Source organism: Bacillus sp. SD075, assembly GCF_017355165.1.
GTDB lineage: Bacteria > Bacillota > Bacilli > Bacillales > DSM-1321 > Peribacillus.
This window is the reverse complement of the sequence record NZ_JADILK010000030.1, coordinates 36,573-56,984: the sequence shown is the minus strand read 5'-3', so window position 1 is coordinate 56,984 and position 20,412 is coordinate 36,573. Positions and strand designations below refer to the sequence as shown.

Below are 20,412 nucleotides of genomic sequence, written 5' to 3'. Positions count from 1 at the left end.
AATATCTTTCGGAACAGCTTATTTATAATAACATCTTCATCACTTCAAGTCAACAACTTTTTAAAACTTTTTAAAAGTTTGTAATCTGTTTGCAACTCGTTCGTAACGACAGATATAAATATAACACCATTACGTTAACTGCGCAATACCTTTTATAAAGTTTTTTTGAGATAATGTTGTTTTTCTTTCAAACCCCATAATCCACTCTATTAGAAGTCATGAAATTATAATTAAAAAACAAAAACCGAATTGGACTTACCAGGATCAGGAGCTACACCCATTGATCCCAGCCATCCAAATTCGGCCCTGTAATCGAAACTCATGCTGCTTATTTTAGCGATGTCTCATTAAAGGGAATAATAGGACGTCACGTATAGAAGGAGAATTGGTCAATAGCATAACCAAACGGTCAACACCAATTCCCAGTCCGCCAGTAGGCGGCATTCCGTATTCTAGCGCCTCCAAGAAATCTTCATCCATTTCATGAGCTTCATCATTACCTTGCTCTCGTTCTTTTAATTGAGCTTCAAAGCGTTGACGTTGATCAATAGGATCATTAAGTTCCGTGAAGGCATTTGCATGCTCCCTGCCTACAATGAATAACTCAAAACGATCTGTGAAACGGGAATCTTCCGGATTTTTCTTTGCTAAAGGAGAGATTTCCACTGGATGTCCATAGATGAATGTAGGTTGAATTAACTTATCTTCCACCTTTTGTTCAAAGAATTCATTTACGATATGGCCGAACTCCATGGATTCCTTAACTTCAATCCCATTTTCTTTAGCAAGCCGTTGGGCTTCTTCTTTACTCATTTGAGTCCAGAAATCCACACCCGTATATTCTTTTACAGCGTCAACCATGTGAAGTCGTTTCCATTCTGGCTTTAACTCTATCTCATACTCCCCATACTGGATGGTAGTCGTCCCCAAAACTTCTTGAGCTATATGGGCAATCAGGTTTTCCGTTAAACTCATGATATCCTGGTAATCCGCATAAGCCTCGTACAATTCAATCAATGTGAATTCAGGATTATGTCTTGTTGATACTCCTTCATTTCTGAAAACCCGGCCAATTTCATAAACCTTCTCCAATCCGCCAACGATTAAGCGTTTTAGATGAAGTTCAATGGCAATCCTTAAATTCAAAGGCATGTCCAAGGCATTATGGTGAGTAAGGAAAGGACGTGCAGCCGCTCCACCAGCAACAGAGTGCAATAGAGGCGTCTCCACTTCAAGGTATCCATGATCGTCCAAATACCGTCTCATGGCTTGTACAATACGACTGCGCATGATCAACGTATTTTTACTTTCCTCATTAGTAATTAAATCAACATAACGTTTCCGATAACGCTCTTCAACATCCTTTAGACCATGAAATTTATCAGGTAACGGGCGAAGCGCTTTAGCAAGGAACACATATTCTTTAGCTTTAATCGAAAGTTCCCCGACTTTCGTTTTGAAAATAACGCCAGTTACCCCTACGATATCGCCAAGATCGGTTTGGTTGAAAATTTGGTAAGATTCTTCACCTATGTTATCCAAACGGACGTAGATTTGGATTTGACCGCTAATGTCTTGGATATGGGCAAATCCCGCTTTCCCTTTTCCACGCTTCGTCATGACACGGCCAGCGATTGTAACTTCAATTTCTTTTTCTTCAAGATCTTCCTTTTCTAATTCACCATAAGCACTGATTATCTCCTGAGTGTTATGTGTGCGCTCGAACCTGCTCCCGAAAGGGTCTTGTCCATTATCCATCATGGCCTGCATTTTATCGCGCCTTACCTGCAGTTGGTCATTCAATTCTTCATGACTCACGAAAATCATCTCCATCTTTATTAATAAATGCCTTATATAATTAATCAGAAATTCTTTTGCATACATATTTATTCTTACATAAAGTAAAGGAATTCAACAGCTTTTTATCTAAAAACATTACTTATGTACATATAAAAACTGCCAGGATTACTGGCAGTCTGAGATAAGCGTATTATAGGAAAATAGGAAGGTAAAGTCAAACATCAGACCATTTGGATATTTTGTTGCTTCGCTTCAATATCATCCACAAGTCCATAAAGAAGGCTTACAACATCTTCCCTTGTTTCACAATCATTAATTCCTTTACGGGCCTTAGCGTTCCCTTTAACACCCTTTAAATACCAAGAAGCATGCTTACGCATTTCACGAACAGCGACATTTTCATTTTTCAACGCAATTAGACGATCCATATGAAGCACACAAACGTCCATCTTTTCACGAACTGAAGGTTCATCCATCAGTTGGCCAGTTTCCAGATATTTTACAGTCCGGTAAATCATCCACGGGTTACCTAGCGCTGCACGGCCGATCATGACCCCATCAACACCCGTTTCCTTCAGCATTCTTTCCGCATCCTGTGGAGTTTCAACATCACCGTTACCGATAAGGGGAATGTTAATTGATTTCTTCACTTCACGGATGATGTCCCAATTAGCTTTTCCTTCATACATTTGAACTCGTGTCCTGCCATGCATGGAAACAGCTTTACCACCCGCACGTTCAACAGCCTGAGCATTTTGAATCGCAAAAACATGCTCATCATCCCAGCCTATGCGCATTTTCACCGTTACCGGCTTTTCTACAGCATCAACCACCGCTGAAACCATCTCATAAATTTTGTTTGGATCAAGAAGCCACTTCGCACCCGCATCACATTTCGTGATTTTAGGAACCGGGCAGCCCATGTTGATATCAATGATGTCAGCATTTGTATTTTTATCTACAAATTGTGCAGCTTCAACCAAAGATTTCTTTACTCCGCCAAAGATCTGCAAACTTAACGGCTTTTCTCTTTCATCTATATAAAGCATATTCATCGTTTTAGCATTTTGTAAAACGATGCCCTTGTCACTGACCATCTCCGCACAAACAAGACCAGCACCAAATTCCTTGACGGTCAAGCGGAATGCCGAGTTACAGACTCCCGCCATCGGCGCTAGCACTACCTGATTCTTCATTTCTATATTGCCTATTTTCAACAAGTTGTGGCCTCCTATAACATTCTTTCACTTATCCTCAGGTGGCTGAAGCTCCTCAATGGAAACATGGAGAATTTCCGCCACTTCCAGTAAAAATGCCTCTGAAGGGTTGCGGTTCCCTCGTTCGATTTCTCCCAGCAAGGAAACGGAAACACCTATTTCTCTCGCAAAGCCTTCCTGGGTATACCCCTTTAACTTTCGAAAAGCGCGAATACGCCTTCCCCATTTTTCACCTTCCATAATCGAACTCCTTCTTTATCCGAAATCTGTTCAAGCAGGTCGCTCAAAGGTGCATCCATTTGCGGAAGTGATATATCAGGGTCCACTTCCATTAAAGGCACGATAACAAAAGCCCTCTCGTGCATACGAGGGTGCGGGACTGAAAGAATCTCTGTCTCAATATTTTCATGATTATATAACAAAATGTCAAGGTCTAAAGTACGGGGACCCCACCTGATTTCCCTTTTTCTCCCTAAATCTTGTTCAATTTTCATACAAGCATGAAGTAATTTTTCGGGTTCTAAATCAGTTTCCACTTTAAGGACCGCATTTAAAAAACAGTCCTGGTCTTCATATCCTATCGGGTCCGTTTCATATAAAGAAGAGCAGGCCAACAACTTTATATGTGGATTTTCGGACAATAATTGGAAAGCGCTTTGGAATGTTTCAAGGCGATCCCCTAAGTTCGACCCTATTGAAAGGTAAGCAATATTTACCACAATCAACGTCCCCTTACAATCTCTATAGCAACTGAATCATAGTGACCGGCTATTGGAGGATCTGGTTTATAGACCTTCACGGTGCATGTCTCGATGGAAGAATATTTATTAAGTAGTTCAGAGGCAATCTTTTCAGCGACAGCTTCCACTAACTTAAAAGGTTCTCCCTCAACAACACTTTTACACACTTCATATAACTCACCATAGTTAATAGAGTCTTCAAGGTTGTCACTCTTCCCAGCCTTGGCTAAATCAGCCTGGACGATTAAATCCACTTTAAACCGCTGACCAAGCTTCGTTTCTTCTGGAAAAACTCCATGATATCCGTAAAACTCCATTCTATTCACATATATCTTATCCATTCCATTCACCTTTTCCTAATAGAGCATCCATCATCTTTGCAGTCCGTGCCATTTCTTTCACATCATGTACACGAACCATTTGACAACCTTGTAGAATTCCATGGCAGATTGTGGCGGCCGTTCCTTCCATCCGCTCACTAGGCGGCAGGTCCAGAACATGTCCAATCATGGACTTTCTTGATGTGGCTAACAGCACGGGATAACCTAATGATACCAACTTATCAAGATTCCTCATCATTTCCAAATTTAACTTTAAATCCTTCGCAAAACCGATACCTGGATCGAGAATGATGTTTTCATCCTTGACCCCCGCATCCTTTACCAACGTGATGCTTTCGAATAAATCTTGAAGTACATCCCTGACAAAACGTTCATAATCCATATTATTCCTATTATGCATCAAGATGATCGGCACCTTATATTCCGCAGCAACCTTTGACATTAAGGAATCGGCTTTCCCTCCCCAAATATCATTTAATATATGGGCTCCTGCCTTTACCGCCGCTTCTGCCACTCTCGATTTATACGTATCGACCGATATTGGGACCTCAATATTACGGGATATGGCTTCAATAATCGGGGCGACTCTCTCTATTTCCTCTTCATCCGATATCCTCTCGTAGTTAGGACGGGTGGACTCTCCGCCTATATCCAATATATCCGCTCCGTCGTTGACCATCCGTTCGGCATGCTTCAAAGCAGCATCTATCCGATTATATTTCCCGCCATCCGAAAAGGAGTCCGGCGTAACATTCAAAATCCCCATAATTAAGGTTTTATTGCTGTAATCCAAATCAAATGAACCGCATTTTATTTTTGACGCTCCAGCTAATGACATCCCACGTTCTCCTTCGCCTAAAGAAATCTATATATACGAGTTTACCCATTTACATAGGCATAGTGCAAGCTTCATGAAGACTTGGAACATTTCTGCTGACTTAACTACAAAAAGAAAAGCAAAGCCCCCAAGGAACTTCGCTTCTCATTAATAGTGTCTGTTCTTACTCAAAGTTATATAATGGTGTACTTAAATAACGTTCACCATTACTTGGGATGATAGCAAGTACCTTTTTGCCTTTTCCCAGTTTGTCAGCCACTTTAATGGCAGCTGCAATTGCGCCTCCAGAAGATATACCGCCGAGGATCCCTTCCTCTTTTGCTGCGCGGCGGGCATAATCAAATGATTCCTCTGTATTGACTTGAATGATTTCGTCATAGAGATCTGTATTCAAAATACTTGGGACAAAACCTGCACCGATTCCTTGGATTTTATGAGGTCCTGGAGTCCCACCCGATAATACCGGAGAATCCGCAGGCTCAACAGCGTAAATTTTAATGTCAGGGTATTTTTCACGCAGGACTTCACCAGCACCTGTTATGGTTCCACCAGTACCGATTCCCGCAACGAATGCATCCAGACCCTCATCACCAAAGGCTTCAACAATTTCAGGGCCTGTAGTGTTCCGATGAACTTCAGGGTTGGCTTCATTCTCGAATTGCTGTGGAATGAAGTAACCTTTTTCTTTTGACAGCTCAGTCGCCTTTGCGATTGCGCCCTTCATTCCTTCAGGTCCAGGAGTAAGAACTAACTCGGCGCCATAAGCGCGAAGCAAGTTACGGCGTTCCAAACTCATCGTCTCCGGCATAACCAGAATTGATTTATAGCCCTTTGCCGCAGCTACCATCGCTAATCCTATTCCAGTATTCCCGCTTGTAGGTTCGATGATCGTATCACCCGGCTTAAGGTTACCAGTCTTTTCTGCCGCTTCGATCATCGCAAGAGCGATACGGTCTTTTACACTACTGCCCGGATTAAAATACTCAAGTTTCAGATAAATATCTGCACTGTTTTCATTTTGAAGCTTATTTAACTTCACAATAGGTGTTTGTCCAATTAAATCGATTACAGAATTAGCTATACGTGCCATTTTCTCCACTCCTTATCATTTCAATACCGAGTATGTTTATTGGTTTTATTAATTTAAAGTTACCAGTTTTAATAGTTCATTGTCAATGATTATATACTATATTCTAAATTTTCTCACACAACCATTGACCTACTTTTGTTCTTTCAATCCATAAAACCATTCTACATCAAATTCGTCCCAGAAGATTTTCCCTGAGACCGGTGCCTGAATCTGTTCAAGAGCTATTTGGCGGTGAATCTTATCTTTAACTTCGTCGTATTCATACTGCTTGCCCTCTATCCTTTCATGCAGATAAAGAACGGCCCAGCCATCTTCCGTTTGGATGGCATCACTCCACTTTTTCACCTTCAATTTCTCGGCGGCGGTTATGTATTCCTTGGAGACTTGCTCGTTATCCTGTGATATATAACCCATGTCGCCCCCTTGATTGGCAGTAAATTCATCAAGAGACTTTTCCATCGCTAAGACATTAAAGGAGACACCTTTCTCCAGTTCACGTATGATTTGGTCTGCTTGCTTTTTTGTAGACGAAGTAATATGGGAAATATGGAAAGCAGTAGGGATTCTGTAGATATCCTTATTATTATCATAATGATTCCGCATTGCTGTTTCGGAAACCGAAACGTCCTTGGTGAGGAGCTTCTCGAGGAGGAGACTCGACTGAATTTCCTGCCTCAGTTGATCGTTACTTTTTTTTAGGTTCTGACCGGCAGTCCCATACATCGTTTTCATCATTTTAAGTTCCCGATCGAGCTCTTCATCCGAAGTTTTCACTTTGTATTTTTCAGCTGCCTGTTTCACTACTTCTTTATCGACCATTTCCTCAAGTACATCTTCCCCATATCTTTTTTCGAGCTCATTCATCCATGCGTCCCGGGAAATATCCTTGGACCCAACCTTTGCGGCCGTTTCTTCCCCAATGACGGATTTAGAAATGATTAGTGGTTTTATGACAAAGATGATGATAGTCAATAGGTTCAACAAGGCAAGGCCAGCAATAATCGCCCGAAGCTTTTGTTTTGGCAAACCCTTATCCCCCGTATATTATTTTTTGGTTTCTGCTTCTAGTTCCTCTAGTTCTTCCTTCGAGAATTGGTAGGTCTGATTACAAAAATGACATTGTGCCTCCGCTTGCCCCTCTGTCTCAATGATATCCCGAATCTCAGCTCTCCCTAGGCTAATCAATGCATTTGCAATTCTTTCCCGAGAACATTGACAGGAGAATTGGACATCCATTTTTTCTAGTATATTCACATTACCCTCACCTAAAATTTCAGTCAGGATTTCTTCAGGAGTCATGCCGCTTTGAATCATCTTAGAAACAGGAGTTATCGTGCTTAGTCGATTTTCGATTTTGGAAATCGTATCTTCGGAAGTACCTGGCATCAACTGAATGATAAATCCACCCGCTGCAAGGATTGAATTATCCGGATTCACCAGAACCCCTACCCCCACAGATGAAGGTACCTGTTCGGAAGTAACAAAGTAATAAGTGAAATCTTCACCCAATTCCCCCGATACAATTGGCACTTGCCCTGAAAAGTAATCACGAAGACCGATATCTTTGACAACAGTCAGCAATCCATCGGTGCCTACCGCTTTCCTTACATCCAGCTTTCCTTGCTCATTCAAATCAAAGTGGGTCTGCGGGTGGGTGACATATCCGCGGACTTCTCCCTTTGCATTGCTGTCGACCAGGATGGAACCAATCGGCCCACCGCCCTCGATTTTAATCGTCAGCTTTTCTTCACCTTTTAACATTCCACCCATCATAACGCCTGCCGTCATAGCCCGTCCAAGGGCAGCTGAAGCAGTGGGCCATGTATAATGGCGTCGTTGAGCTTCTCCTACGGTGTCTGTTGTTGAAACAGCATATGCCCGAACCTGCCCGTCATAGCCTAACGCCTTTATTAGATAATCCTTCATTTATTTTGCTCCTTCCATGCTGTGTATTACTTCTTCACTTGCTCACGATTACGTTTATAGATCAGCTGCAACCCCTTCAAGGTCAAAAACGGTTCAACAACATCAATCACAATCGACTCATTAGCAATTAAGGTGGCCAGTCCACCTGTAGCTATTACCGTTGGTTCTAGATTACTTTGCGCCTTAATTCGATTAACGATTCCTTCTACCTGTCCAACATACCCATACAAAATACCAGCCTGCATGGCGGATACCGTATTTTTCCCAATAATTCCATCTGGCCGGCTGATTTCTATTCTTGGAAGTTTGGCTGCCTTTGAATAAAGTGCTTCAGTAGAAATGTTTATACCCGGAGCAATGGCTCCACCCATGTATTGTTTATCCTCATTTATATAGCAATATGTCGTTGCCGTGCCAAAATCCACGATAATGAGAGGGCTTCCATATTCCTGAATGCCTGCCACGGCATTTACGATTCGGTCCGCTCCCACCTCACGGGGATTTTCGTATTTAATATTCAATCCAGTTTTTATTCCAGGCCCAACTATAAGCGGTTTAATTCCAAAGTATTTTTTGCACATGCGTTCAAGCGCAAACATTATTGGCGGAACTACCGAAGAAATAATGATACCATCAAATAGATCAAACGAAAGACCTTCATGTTGCAGCAAAGACTTTATGACCATTCCATACTCATCTTCTGTCTTGTGACGGTTAGTCTCAATTCGCCAATGATATTTTAAAATATCTTCATCGTATACGCCTAATACAGTATTCGTATTCCCAACATCCAATACAAAAATCATCGTTTCATCACTCCGGTAAATTATTCTCCAACATCATACCACACTGTTATTTCCCAAGGCTATTAGTCTCACTTTTCGAATCGCTTCCCAGAAACTTTATCATAATTAATTCAAGAGTGAAGAAAAGGGTATTTCCGAGGCGGAAATACCCTTTTGAATTGAATCAAATTAAGACTTTTTATTGTCATCTTCGTTCGGGAAGGAAAGCGGCTGATCTTGAGGTGCACCTTCTTTGATTGGAGGAGTATTCAATTCTCCCTCCGTTATTTCAAGGTCCTCAGGTCCTCTCTTATCCAATGGATCTAATAGGGCCTCTTTTTCTTCCTTCTTCGTATTGATGTTCACCTTGACATTCTCATCAGTGGTTAAATTCCCATTCAGAGCCGTATAATCCCGCTCTGGCAATTTACCATTATGGAATAAACTTTTGATTTGTTCCGCATCAAGTGTTTCCACTTCAAGCAAGGTTTTTGCAACCAAATCAAGTTTTTCACGATTTTCAGTAAGAATCTTCTTACATCTTTCGTAAGCTTCCCTGATGATACGTTGAATTTCAAGATCGATTTCATATGCTATCGCATCTGAATAGTTTTGATCATTGTTGAAATCGCGGCCAAGGAAGACCTGACCTTGAGAGTTACCGAATTGAAGTGGTCCGAGCTTACTCATGCCATATTCCATAACCATGCTCCGAGCTATGCCCGTTGCCCGCTGGAAGTCGTTATGCGCACCGGTACTCACTTCTCCGAATGTAACTTCCTCGGATACACGGCCACCCAATAGTCCTACGATTTTATCTTTAAGCTCAGGTTCCGTCATGAAGAAACGATCTTCTTTCGGCAGCATAACTGCATAACCGCCAGCTTGACCACGAGGGACTATCGTAACTTTATGAACGACTTCAGCATCATCCAAAACCAATCCAATAATGGTATGGCCCGCTTCATGCCACGCTACGATATTTCTTTCCTTTTTGGAAATGACACGGTTTTTCTTGGCAGGTCCAGCGATAACACGATCCGAAGCTTCATCCAAATCGGACATATCGATCTTCTTCTTATCTTGACGGGCAGCAACAAGCGCCGCTTCATTCAGTAAGTTTTCAAGATCTGCACCAGAAAATCCTGGAGTACGCTGAGCGATCGCTTTCAAATCGACTGTTTCTGCTAAAGGTTTATTACGCGCATGCACTTTCAGCACTTCTTCACGGCCCTTAACATCAGGGCGGCCAACCGTTATTTGACGGTCAAAACGTCCTGGACGCAATAAAGCAGGATCCAATACATCAGCACGGTTAGTCGCAGCAATGATTATGATTCCTTCATTACCACCGAAACCATCCATTTCCACCAGTAGTTGGTTCAATGTCTGTTCACGTTCATCATGACCGCCGCCAAGACCTGCGCCACGTTGACGTCCGACTGCATCAATTTCATCGATAAAGATGATACATGGTGCATTCTTCTTAGCATTTTCAAACAAATCACGAACACGGGATGCACCGACACCCACAAACATTTCAACAAAATCAGAACCACTGATTGAGAAGAAAGGAGTTCCGGCTTCACCAGCTACTGCTCGAGCAAGTAATGTTTTACCTGTACCAGGAGGACCAACTAAAAGTACCCCTTTAGGTATACGGGCTCCAAGCTCGGCATATTTGCGAGGATCTTTCAAGAATTCAACGACCTCGACAAGTTCCTGCTTTTCTTCGTCCGCTCCGGCAACATCATTGAAGCGCACTTTTTTCTTATCATCATTATACAATTTCGCCTTACTTTTCCCGAAGTTCATGACGCGGCCACCACCACCGCCCTGAGCTTGGTTAAGTAAAAAGAAGAAGAGGATAAAAATGATTACAAATGGAATGATGGAAGTGAAAAATGTCACCCAGCCACTTGTTTTTTCTGGAGGTTCAACAGTGATGATGTCCTTATCCAACTTGGTTACGGCATCATTGATTCGGCTTTGCGAATATTCACTGAAAGGCACATACGTCACAAAGAATTTGTTTTCCTCATAACCTTTGAGCTTTCCTGTGATTTCAAATACACTGCTTTCGGGCTGCATCGTCAGTGCTGTAACGTCCCCATTCTCCAAATGCTTATAGAATTCATCTTGGGTCATTTTCTCTGTTGGTTCATTGTTATTATTAAAAATGCTTACAATCCCAATGATGACCAAAAAGATCAGTAAATAAAATATGGTATTACGGAAGATCCGATTCATCCCTTACCTCCTCCCACGGGTAAACAAACTATAGTAAATACTATCATATAAAATTAATGAATTACAATAATTTAACACCGCTGTTTTTATCTGGTCTTCTCTTTCAAACAGGTACGATTAATTCGAGTAAATTTCAGGCTTCAATATGCCAATATACGGGAGATTACGATACTTTTCGGCAAAATCAAGACCATATCCGACAACAAATGCATCCGGAACGATGAATCCGGCATAATCCGGTGTGATATCCGCTTTCCTGCCTGTTGGTTTATCCAATAAGGTAACGATTTTAATTGATTTTGCTTTGCGATAACGGAAAAGTTCCGCAAGATAGCTAAGAGTTAAACCGCTGTCGATAATATCCTCGATGATTAAAATATCCCGGCCTTCAACTGAAGTATCAAGATCCTTTATGATTTTAACTTCACCGGAAGATACGGTGGAGTTACCATAGCTTGAAACATCCATAAAGTCCATTTCAAGATGTGTATCCACACGTTTCAGTAAATCTGACATAAATGGCATGGCGCCTTTTAGCACTCCGATGGCCAATGGGAACTTACCTTGGTAATCAGATTCAATCTGCGCACCCAATTCCCTGATTTTTTTTTGAAGTTCTTCCTCTGTTATTAAAACCTTTTCAATGTCGTTTTGCATGGTCATTGTAATTAATTGCCCCCCATGAAGAATTAAGCTTTTTTATATTCTAAGTAGATTAAAGATTTTTCATCAGAAATAATATCCGGCTCAACATTCGATTTCTTTAAACCAGGTAGCCAAATGGCCGTTCCCGTTTGATCGATGATGACCGGCCACACATTTCTTTCTAGCATCGGGATCTTTTCATTAATGAAAATATCCTTCAACTTTTTAGTTCCACCTAATCCCTTGACGGCCATCCGTTCACCCTCATTCCTGGTTCGGACTGTAAGAGGCAACTGAACAGCTGATTCGGGAAGAATAAAAGAATGATTTCCTCTAAGTACCGGAACTTCTTCTTTTATATAGTGCGCTTTAATCTTATATCCATTCGGAAGAATAGTCTCACCGGGAATTTGTAATTTAAGGGAATATTTACGGCTTTTTTGCCTGAAAAATCTAAAAGTGCAAGTTTGATATGATTTTTCCGCAATAAGGCCCTCCGGAAGATGCAATTCTGCAGATGGTTGAGGATTTAAAAACAAAACTAAAAGTTGATCAATATGTAATGCCGAAAGCGATGAAGGTCTCTCCAAATAAAGATAGTTTAATATTAGTTGAATCGCCCTTCTTTGTAAAGGTTTAGGCATCGCGAGAACCTTATCAATCTGAATAACCGCTTGTTCTTTACCCTGTTGGATCCAAACCTCGGACATTTTGCTTGAAACCAGGTTCAAAAAAAACTCTTCATCTTCATAAAGCTCTTCACTGAATCGTTGAAAATGCTCATGAACCTTTCTATTTTCTTTCTTTAAAAATGGAAGAACTTCATGTCTAAAACGATTTCTTGCATAGACACCCGTTTCATTGCTCGGGTCAAACCTTGGTTCAATATTATGAAGGCCCGCATATGTGATTATTTGGCTTTTCGTGATTTCAAGAAAAGGCCTGATCAAATTCCCGGTATGGAATCGTCTCTTTATAGGGATACCAGCTCTTGCCTTACCTGTCGCCCCTCTTGTTAAACGCATGAGCATCGTTTCGATTTGATCATCTCCATGATGCCCCAGGACAAGAGTGGAGGCTTGATGCTTATCCATCATTTCTTCATAGAAAGCAAAACGCAACTTTCTTGACGTTATTTGTGAACTTTCCCCTGTCTGCTCCATCCAGGCAGGAACATCGATCCTCTTTCCCTCAAATATAATGCCCCACCGCTCACATATATGCTCGACATATTTATAATCCTCATACGATTCTTCACCACGAAACATATGGTCAACACTTGCAACGATCATCTCGTAATGAAAAAGAGATTGAATTTCCTTAAGGACGTGGAGAAGAACCAACGAGTCCGGTCCTCCGGAAACTCCTATTATCAACTTCGAGTTTTCCTCAATCAATTCGTTTCTATAAATGGTGCTCAGAACTTTTTCCTTCAACATACAATCTTCCTTCTTTATGGACAGGTATTAGTATTATACGATTCAAACATGAAATGGTTTCAACTATTCCATGGCATTTCACCTAATAACTATATCATAACAACTGTTCATATATGTAAAGAACATAAAGCATCGATATGATGGCAACCAGCAAGAAAGTTTCAAAAAACCCGCCACTTTTCTTATTTGAGTGATTTTGGGACCTTCTTGCTTGCCTCGTTGAAGGTTGCATTGTTAGTGGCTGACCCGTCGCTGCCTGAATCGGGCCCTTTTTCCTCGAGTGGTTTTGCTTACCTAGCACCGTGACCAAATCCTCCCGCATTTGAAGGGCAGAATCATAATGCCCTTGGAGTGCTTTATCCAACATCTTTCTATATGGGTGCAATTCCTTTTTCTGCTTAATCAAGTCGTTAAGCTGTTTATACCCTTCCCCTTTCTTGTGGAAACGTCCAGGATAGGCAGAATTGATTATAATCATAGCCACAGCGAACAAGTCATATTGCGGATCGGCCTTTCTTGATCCAAGTCCCCAGTAACCTCTGTCAAAGAACTCGGTGAATTCTTTTACGGATCGCCCAATCAAGGTGGTTCCGCCAACATCCACGCACCGTACCTTATAGGCTGGTGATGTCACGATCAAGTTCTCAGGTTTTAAATCCCCGAACACCCAGCCATTGGTATGCAAGGCAGACAGACTGGTTAAAAGCTGAAGCATTAAGACCCCAATCCAAGATGATCCTTTCTTATCGATGAAGCGCAAAAAATCGTGTCCGTGGATATATTCCATTACATAAAATGGGAGTTGTTTTCCTGTTTTCATGAAATCATCCGCTTCCAAAAAGGAAGGTCCAAGGGTAGACCCCTGGACCTTTGAGAAGGATTTTAGGATATTCATCTCTGAAATAATGGACGTCCCATTATCACTGAGCTTTAAAGCATAATGACGATTTCCGCTTTCAACCAAATAGACGATCCCGTTCGCTCCACACCCCAATTCCCTAATTATTTTGTACTGGTTTTTATTCCATTTTCCAGTGACCAAACTGCCAGGCAGGAGTTTACATTGATTCCTCAAAGTATTGTTCATCATCATGTGATAACAATCCCCTCAATGAACGTTTTTTATTGAAATATGTTAAAGCTTCACGAATGGCTGGACCTGTCGGAGTGAGACCCCCTGTACTAAGCTTAGGAAAAGTTGCCGTCAAGGCTTCAAGGTTCGGGGTCCAATCCAGCAACTTTTCAACATCATTTCTTTTCCCAGGAAATACGAATACGGAAAAACGACTGTCACCCATTCTTGCATTCATACTAAGGGAAAGATCTAATAAGGAATCTTTTACTGTAGGCAGTTTATGTTTCATGCTTGCACTGGTATCAACAAGAATCAGCACTTCAAGCTTGCTTGTTTCCCCAAGCTCATCGACCACCTCCATTACTTCTCCTCGTTTATCCGGCGGAAGGTCCTCCATCGTTTTTGAATCTCCAAGTATTTGTTGAAGTTCGCGATTGATCACTCCCTGTATAGTTTGTGTCATTGCCTTTTGGGTCACCATTTGGACGGTTTGGGACAACTGCTGGGCATAGACTATTTGACTTACCCCACCTCCTGAGCCAGCAATCTTCTCGATTTCCTTAAGCCCCTTTTCATCTATCACATCATTTTCCATGACACCTATGACATTGATGGTTATGCCTTGCTCCCTTGCTAATTCAGCCATGGCAGACGGCTCTTCACCATGATTTGAACATCCGTCGGTTATAAGCAAAATCTGTCTTAATGTTCCTGCTTTCATGTTTTGCTCTCCCTTCCTACCAATTTGTTACCATAATTGACTAAAAAGGGGGAAATTATACGCCAAAGACATCGCATCAATTCATATCATAGAGGGGGGTGATTAAAAAGAGTCCCTCTCTTTACCCTTTATCCGCTTTCCATTTAACCACCTCTTTTTGGTTTTATTTATTTTATATATAAACGGCCCCTACTGGGCCTTTTTGCGTTTTGGAGTAACGGGAATGGATGCCCATTTCGGTGTGTTATGCTTAATTTTCGATGTCACCACTGTCATGTCATCATCTATGATCCCTTTTGTTCGGATGACCTCTTCCAATATTAAATCAGAGATTTCCTGCGGATCGTCTGTTTCCATTTCCTTGATTTTTCGTTTAAGCCAGAACTCGATATTTTCGACATGTGAGGGGCCATCGAATACTCCATCGCTCATCATGATTAATATGTCCCCCGCTTTTAGCTCTTCCGATACAACATCAACATCGAAATCCTGGATGATTCCCATAGGGAGGTTACTTGATTCAATTTTTATTATCCTATCCCCCCTTTTAATGAAACTCGGTATCGAACAGATTTTTAAAAACTTAGCCCTTGCGTCCTGAAGATCAATCATTGCTAAATCAAGAGTCGAAAATATTTCATCGGTAGTGCGTAGAGATAATACGGAGTTTACGGATTTAATGGCTATTTTTTCTTCTATTCCCGATTGTAAAAATTTTTGAAGCAGCTTCAATGTCTCTGTACTTTCAAAATGGGCCCTTTCCCCATTTCCCATTCCATCACTAATGGCTATTGCGAATTTACCGCAGCCAATTTCCATGGTCGTATAACTGTCTCCTGATACAAGCCCTCCCCCCTTGGCAGCATGAGCCACACCCGTTTCGACCGTGAATTTTTTTGCTGACCTAAATATCACCTCACATTGCCCGTTTGGATACGTTGCACACTCTTCTGAATGCACGACTATCGTTTCTCCTAAAATGTCAGAAAGCATAGGTGCAATCAACTTTTCACATTCCCCTCTCCCCTGGCAGTATGGGACACTCATCTCTATATCAACATTCCCTTGTTCTAGACTGTATATTTCAACATGACCTATGTGCAGGCCAAAATCCTGGATGGCTTCCAAAATGGATTCTTCATGTACATGATGATTCTTCCTTTCCCTTTGAATTTCTTTCGCAAAATCGTCCATTACTGCCGAAACTCCCCTGAGTTGATCCGCCACCAGTTTCCGACTTTCCTTCACCTGCCTTTTTAATTTTTGGTTAGCTTCAAAATAAGTAAGCTCCTGTGATATCGCCCCAATGACCTGAGGCCCGCGACTACAATATTTCCCCCATTCTTTCGAAGTTTTTTGGGGGAGCTGACCATTATTTTCACTTAATTGAAGCATTATTTCCTGCATGCCGTCATAGGTTGTATTAAAGTTCTTGGACCAGCATTGTTCCTTTTTAAAACAAAGCTGGCATGTTTTTTCCGTTACATTACTTAAGAAGTAGTCGAATTCTTTCTCGTCTTCCTCTAACCTCCCCCTTTCATCCACTTGGGAAAAGCTATTAGAGAGCGCCTCAAATACATGTGAGAATTGCTCCACCCTTTGAGCGGTGACATCCCTCACTTTACGGGCATACTGCTGCTGTTCATCAGAATTCTCGACTGTTCCCGGTATATGTTTCGCTATTTTGTTGATGATGGATGAAGGTGTCAATATAAATAGGACCACAGCTATAAGTGATTCATAAAGGGTCACCATAATATTATTGGTGCCCTCACCATATAAACCTATCAGCAACGTAGCAATCAAGAGGCCAGCGGCGACCCCTATCTTCCTTCCCTCCTTCAACAAACCGCCCAGAAGCCCTGAAAATGCGAGAAGGCTCATTTGATAAAGACTGGCAATACTTGCCAAGGAGAATATTAATCCAGTAACTACACCTACAGTGGAGCCTATGGCGGCCCCTCCCGCCAGCCCGAAGAGGAGGACCAGGTATCGCGAGAATATATGGTCGAGCGATAAATCGTATATCATCCAGCCGATGGTTCCGGTCATCACCGAAGCCAGCAAGATGATGATGCTGACGATTTCCTCCGTCTTTAATGATTGGGACTTTGTCCGAATGGTCAGCATCGGGATGGATTGTATGAAGATTAGGGTCAAAATCATTGCAAGTCCTGCCTCTACTCCTATCATCATCAAGTCGTACAGCTGAATCGTTCGAAATACCAGATATTGCTCGGCCAGGTTGACCAGGAATAGGGAAGCAAAGACGTACATCGACATCGTCTTGAATTGTCCTTCCACGGCGGGCTTCTTGATCTTATGAAATAACAGGAGCAGGAACGCCGATGCAAAGATAACTAAACTATTCGAATAGTGAACGGTCAGCCCACCTGCAATCAATCCGAATAAAGCCAGTGGCGCCCTATCACGTCTCATAAGAAAAACGGCTGCGAAAAACGGAAGTCCAAATGGTGCCAACTGCGAAAGAATTAATGCCCTTCCTAATAAAAAACCGATGATTGCTAAAGAGATTCCTTTTTTAATGAATATATCTTCCGTCTTCATTTGCAGTTGTTGGATCCAATTGATGGCCCCTGCCTTCGCTTCTTTTAACTGAACATCTCCAAGAGGCTCCATCATAGGTCTTTCTACTTTTTCCATTTCAACACCCCATTCGTATTAGTGATTTTTATTATATAGAGGGCCTGTCTATTTTTTTGTCAGAATTTTATAAGCGGATAAGAAAAACGTTCGACGAAATTCTTCTTGAACAATCATTTGTATACAGGTTTTTGTGCCTTTTTTTTCAATACAGAAACGGGTGTTCTTTTTTTTTTGAAGAAAAGCAAAGTTTTTAGGTTATTTTTGCGGAAAATAACACGAATAAATAATCAGGAAATGGAAACCGACAAACTTTATTTTTTTTGTTGACATTTTTTCTTCACGAATGTAAGATATAACTTGTGCTTCAGTAGCACTTACCATTATGGCGGCGTAGCTCAGCTGGCTAGAGCGTACGGTTCATACCCGTGAGGTCGGGGGTTCGATCCCCTCTGCCGCTATCTTTTATCACGGCCCGTTGGTCAAGCGGTTAAGACACCGCCCTTTCACGGCGGTAACACGGGTTCGAATCCCGTACGGGTCATCTCAAATACCAAAAGCGCCCCTGAACACTTATCTTAGTAAGTGTTCAGGGGCGCTTTTTTATATCGTTGATAATTAAAAGAAGACAAGCCGGCAAGCTTGCCTTTATCTATACTATGAATAATTTCACAGGAAAAGTTGCTAAACTATTATTTTCAGCAGCAGTTTTATCCGCGTCTTCCTCCTCGACCTCCCCGTTTCGTTTCGGTGCTACGTTTAAGGGTCGTTAAGCGGTCTTCGCTATCTTTTAAGAATTTAGCCATTTTTTGCTCAAAGTTTTCCTTTGGCTGGAAACTATTACCTTTAGAGCGGAAGTCTTTGGAACGGCTGTCATTCCCTTTTCCTTGGCGCGGACGTGGTGTGTATGCAGGTTTTTGCTCACCTTCAGGACGGTCTATCGCTTTTTTTATGGACAAGCCAATCTTGCCATCTTTTACATTGATGACTTTCACCTCAACTGTATCGCCCACTTTTAAATGATCATTGATATCCTTGACATAGTTATCAGCCACTTCACTGATATGGACAAGACCGGTTGATCCTTGAGGTAGCTCTACAAATGCACCAAAATTAGTTATGCCTGTTACTTTACCTTGTAACTTGCTGCCTACTTCGATTGACATAAAAAAAATGTTCCTCCTTAGAAATGTTAAAAAAATCTCTTCATACTATATTATAACGAAAGTAAAAAAACAGTGTCAATATTAGTCACTATCTTCCTTCCCTTTTGGAAGGGTAAAAATGATTTCGCCTTTTTCAGATAAGAAATAATCCCGTCTGGCTATTTTCGCTATATAGTCGTCGTCATTAAGCTTTACGATTTCTTCTTTAAGAAGGGTCTCGCCTTTTTTCAATTCAGCTAACTTTCCCTTCAATTCTTCCTTCTGTTTAACTTTCTCGTCCAAGGCAACATTTTGCGATATGAGGGTGGAAACAGATAAAATCAAAAAGACTGCGGCGAAAACTGAGTAAAGAGTTAATCTACGCATAAGACCACGCTTCTTTTTTTCTACGGTTTTTACTTTTTTCTCTTGTTGAGCGACGTAGGGATTTTCTATTTTTGCCACTTTCCTTTTACGCAGGCTACTCATTTTTTATCGCTCCTCATTTCTTTTTATTTCTCCATCCATTTATCGTTCTAAATATAGAATTCTTTATTTTCAATAAAATCCCTTTTCCTTTATTATAAAACTTCCCGACGTTTTTCGTAACAAAAACCGGCAATAAATCCCATATATAAGTCAGAATCCATTTTAATGGCCTCCAGAATATATTCAAAATAAAGAGAAGTATTTTCCCAGCCCATTTTAATAAGGCTAAAACGAACTTACCTATCCCAATGATGAGGGCCAATACAGATACCATTACCCATTTTATCGGTAGAAATATCAGCACGTAAACCGAATCCGTTATAAATCTCGCCAACTTTATCACAAGTATTATCAAAATCTCCAAAAAACGTTGATAGAAACCTTTGAAAAGTGCTTGATAAGCGGAAAAACCGCATAATAAGGCCAAAAATAAATAGAGGCGAAACTCTCCCTCATTCACTAAAAACAAAACATAAAAAATAAGGAGACCCTGAATGATCCAGAAAAGGAAGTCATGGATGAATACAATCCACCTTTTCCTTTCTGAACGATTCAGGAACCGGCTATACGTATCCAGGGCAGCTCCAAAACCACTGCCCATGCCTATCATCGCAAGCAACGTATAAAATTGGATCGATAAGGTCATTTGAACAATTTGCCAAAGAAGCCTTTAGCTTTCTCCCCTGATTGCTCATCTAAATAAACGAGGTCGAAAATCTTTCCCTTAATGGAAACGATGCCTTTATCAACGTCTAAGTTCTTCATTTGCAAGTTTTGGCCCCGGATAGATAGGAATCCCATTGACGTTTCGAGCAGAAACTCTTCATTATCAAAACTTTCAACTTGTTTGACACCCGTAATATCAAGTAAACGGCGGCCTTTCATCGTTACATCATGCTCTTGGATCGTTCCCTTTGTGTAACCAGCATTCGGATCATTATATTGGCTCATTTTTTCATCCCTCACAGTACCACTGATTTTGTACAAGTGTATGTCCGTAAGGGTGGAATTAGAACCAAGCCTGTCCTTACTCCTCCGCTAGCTTTTCTTCCTTTACGATGGTATACATATCTGCAGCCGCTTCTTTTTTCGTGGTTTCTTGAATTTTATCGACACGTACCGTAACCAGCTTTTGACCGAATCTTACAGTCAGCTCATCGCCATCTTTCACATTCGAACTTGCTTTGGCCTGTTGTCCGTTAATCGTGATTCTCCCTTTATCCGCAACTTCCTTCGCAAGTGTGCGGCGCTTGATCAACCTTGAAACTTTTAGGAATTTATCCAATCTCATCGACATTCAAATCTCT

21 protein-coding genes and 2 tRNA genes are annotated in these 20,412 nt (G+C 41.3%); 2 read left to right on the top strand and 21 right to left on the bottom strand.

Annotated elements, in window-relative coordinates; all coding sequences use genetic code 11:
• Positions 1–333 precede the first annotated feature (333 nt).
• From lysS to spoIIE, 16 genes are all read right to left on the bottom strand, one after another.
• Complete coding sequence (lysS, locus tag IOC57_RS17960) at positions 334–1,833, bottom strand: lysine--tRNA ligase (protein ID WP_207439967.1); 1,500 nt, start codon at positions 1,831–1,833, stop codon at positions 334–336.
• A 188-nt stretch (positions 1,834–2,021) separates the two neighbouring features.
• Complete coding sequence (dusB, locus tag IOC57_RS17955) at positions 2,022–3,020, bottom strand: tRNA dihydrouridine synthase DusB (protein ID WP_207439966.1); 999 nt, start codon at positions 3,018–3,020, stop codon at positions 2,022–2,024.
• 24 nt (positions 3,021–3,044) lie between these two features.
• Positions 3,045–3,257 (bottom strand): helix-turn-helix domain-containing protein, encoded by a 213-nt coding sequence (locus IOC57_RS17950; protein WP_207439965.1) that lies wholly within the window; start codon positions 3,255–3,257, stop codon positions 3,045–3,047.
• Positions 3,209–3,736, bottom strand: a complete 528-nt coding sequence (gene folK, locus IOC57_RS17945) for a 2-amino-4-hydroxy-6-hydroxymethyldihydropteridine diphosphokinase (RefSeq protein WP_207439964.1) — start codon at positions 3,734–3,736, stop codon at positions 3,209–3,211. The genes IOC57_RS17950 and folK overlap by 49 nt, the downstream gene beginning before the upstream one ends.
• A 2-nt stretch (positions 3,737–3,738) precedes the next feature.
• Positions 3,739–4,098, bottom strand: a complete 360-nt coding sequence (gene folB / locus IOC57_RS17940; RefSeq protein ID WP_207439963.1) for a dihydroneopterin aldolase — start codon at positions 4,096–4,098, stop codon at positions 3,739–3,741.
• Positions 4,091–4,936: a dihydropteroate synthase gene (gene folP, locus IOC57_RS17935; RefSeq protein ID WP_207439962.1), complete on the bottom strand. Its 846-nt coding sequence runs from the start codon at positions 4,934–4,936 to the stop codon at positions 4,091–4,093. The genes folB and folP overlap by 8 nt, the downstream gene beginning before the upstream one ends.
• 163 nt (positions 4,937–5,099) lie before the next feature.
• Positions 5,100–6,026: a cysteine synthase A gene (gene cysK / locus IOC57_RS17930; RefSeq protein ID WP_207439961.1), complete on the bottom strand. Its 927-nt coding sequence runs from the start codon at positions 6,024–6,026 to the stop codon at positions 5,100–5,102.
• Between the two features lie 129 nt (positions 6,027–6,155).
• A complete protein-coding gene (locus tag IOC57_RS17925) occupies positions 6,156–7,052 on the bottom strand; it encodes a peptidyl-prolyl cis-trans isomerase (protein WP_207439960.1) in 897 nt (298 codons plus the stop codon).
• Between the two features lie 18 nt (positions 7,053–7,070).
• Positions 7,071–7,952: an Hsp33 family molecular chaperone HslO gene (hslO, locus tag IOC57_RS17920; RefSeq protein WP_207439959.1), complete on the bottom strand. Its 882-nt coding sequence runs from the start codon at positions 7,950–7,952 to the stop codon at positions 7,071–7,073.
• A 26-nt stretch (positions 7,953–7,978) separates the two neighbouring features.
• Entirely contained in the window at positions 7,979–8,758 is a 780-nt protein-coding gene (locus IOC57_RS17915) for a type III pantothenate kinase (protein ID WP_207439958.1), read from the bottom strand.
• 168 nt (positions 8,759–8,926) lie between these two features.
• Positions 8,927–10,987, bottom strand: a complete 2,061-nt coding sequence (gene ftsH / locus IOC57_RS17910) for an ATP-dependent zinc metalloprotease FtsH (protein WP_207439957.1) — start codon at positions 10,985–10,987, stop codon at positions 8,927–8,929.
• Between the two features lie 117 nt (positions 10,988–11,104).
• On the bottom strand, positions 11,105–11,644 hold the full coding sequence (hpt, locus tag IOC57_RS17905; RefSeq protein ID WP_207439969.1) for a hypoxanthine phosphoribosyltransferase: 540 nt from the start codon (positions 11,642–11,644) through the stop codon (positions 11,105–11,107).
• Positions 11,645–11,676: 32 nt separating this feature from the next.
• Complete coding sequence (gene tilS / locus IOC57_RS17900) at positions 11,677–13,071, bottom strand: tRNA lysidine(34) synthetase TilS (protein ID WP_207439956.1); 1,395 nt, start codon at positions 13,069–13,071, stop codon at positions 11,677–11,679.
• A gap of 94 nt (positions 13,072–13,165) precedes the next feature.
• Positions 13,166–14,161 carry a protein kinase domain-containing protein gene (locus tag IOC57_RS17895; protein ID WP_207439968.1) on the bottom strand — a complete coding sequence of 332 codons (996 nt, stop codon included), beginning with the start codon at positions 14,159–14,161 and terminating at the stop codon, positions 13,166–13,168.
• On the bottom strand, positions 14,130–14,867 hold the full coding sequence (locus IOC57_RS17890; protein WP_063235926.1) for a VWA domain-containing protein: 738 nt from the start codon (positions 14,865–14,867) through the stop codon (positions 14,130–14,132). Before IOC57_RS17890 ends, IOC57_RS17895 begins: the two co-directional genes overlap by 32 nt.
• 189 nt (positions 14,868–15,056) lie before the next feature.
• Positions 15,057–17,531 (bottom strand): stage II sporulation protein E, encoded by a 2,475-nt coding sequence (gene spoIIE, locus IOC57_RS17885; protein WP_207439955.1) that lies wholly within the window; start codon positions 17,529–17,531, stop codon positions 15,057–15,059.
• 327 nt (positions 17,532–17,858) lie between these two features.
• On the opposite strand from spoIIE, the gene IOC57_RS17880 reads away from it, so the two are divergent.
• Together IOC57_RS17880 and IOC57_RS17875 are read left to right on the top strand one after the other, a co-directional pair.
• Positions 17,859–17,932, top strand: a tRNA-Met gene (locus IOC57_RS17880).
• 11 nt (positions 17,933–17,943) lie between these two features.
• Positions 17,944–18,015, top strand: a tRNA-Glu gene (locus IOC57_RS17875).
• 166 nt (positions 18,016–18,181) lie between these two features.
• On the opposite strand, the gene IOC57_RS17870 is transcribed toward IOC57_RS17875, so the two are convergent.
• The 5 genes from IOC57_RS17870 to IOC57_RS17850 all read right to left on the bottom strand — a co-directional run bounded on the left by IOC57_RS17870 (position 18,182) and on the right by IOC57_RS17850 (position 20,396).
• Positions 18,182–18,637, bottom strand: coding sequence for a S1 domain-containing RNA-binding protein (locus tag IOC57_RS17870; protein ID WP_207439954.1), 456 nt, complete (start codon positions 18,635–18,637; stop codon positions 18,182–18,184).
• A gap of 81 nt (positions 18,638–18,718) precedes the next feature.
• Positions 18,719–19,105 carry an FtsB family cell division protein gene (locus tag IOC57_RS17865; RefSeq protein WP_207439953.1) on the bottom strand — a complete coding sequence of 129 codons (387 nt, stop codon included), beginning with the start codon at positions 19,103–19,105 and terminating at the stop codon, positions 18,719–18,721.
• Positions 19,106–19,118: 13 nt separating this feature from the next.
• On the bottom strand, positions 19,119–19,751 hold the full coding sequence (yabQ, locus tag IOC57_RS17860) for a spore cortex biosynthesis protein YabQ (RefSeq protein ID WP_207439952.1): 633 nt from the start codon (positions 19,749–19,751) through the stop codon (positions 19,119–19,121).
• Entirely contained in the window at positions 19,748–20,056 is a 309-nt protein-coding gene (gene yabP, locus IOC57_RS17855) for a sporulation protein YabP (RefSeq protein ID WP_207439951.1), read from the bottom strand. Before yabP ends, yabQ begins: the two co-directional genes overlap by 4 nt.
• Positions 20,057–20,132: 76 nt before the next feature.
• Positions 20,133–20,396 (bottom strand): RNA-binding S4 domain-containing protein, encoded by a 264-nt coding sequence (locus IOC57_RS17850; protein WP_034316386.1) that lies wholly within the window; start codon positions 20,394–20,396, stop codon positions 20,133–20,135.
• Positions 20,397–20,412: the final 16 nt, after the last annotated feature.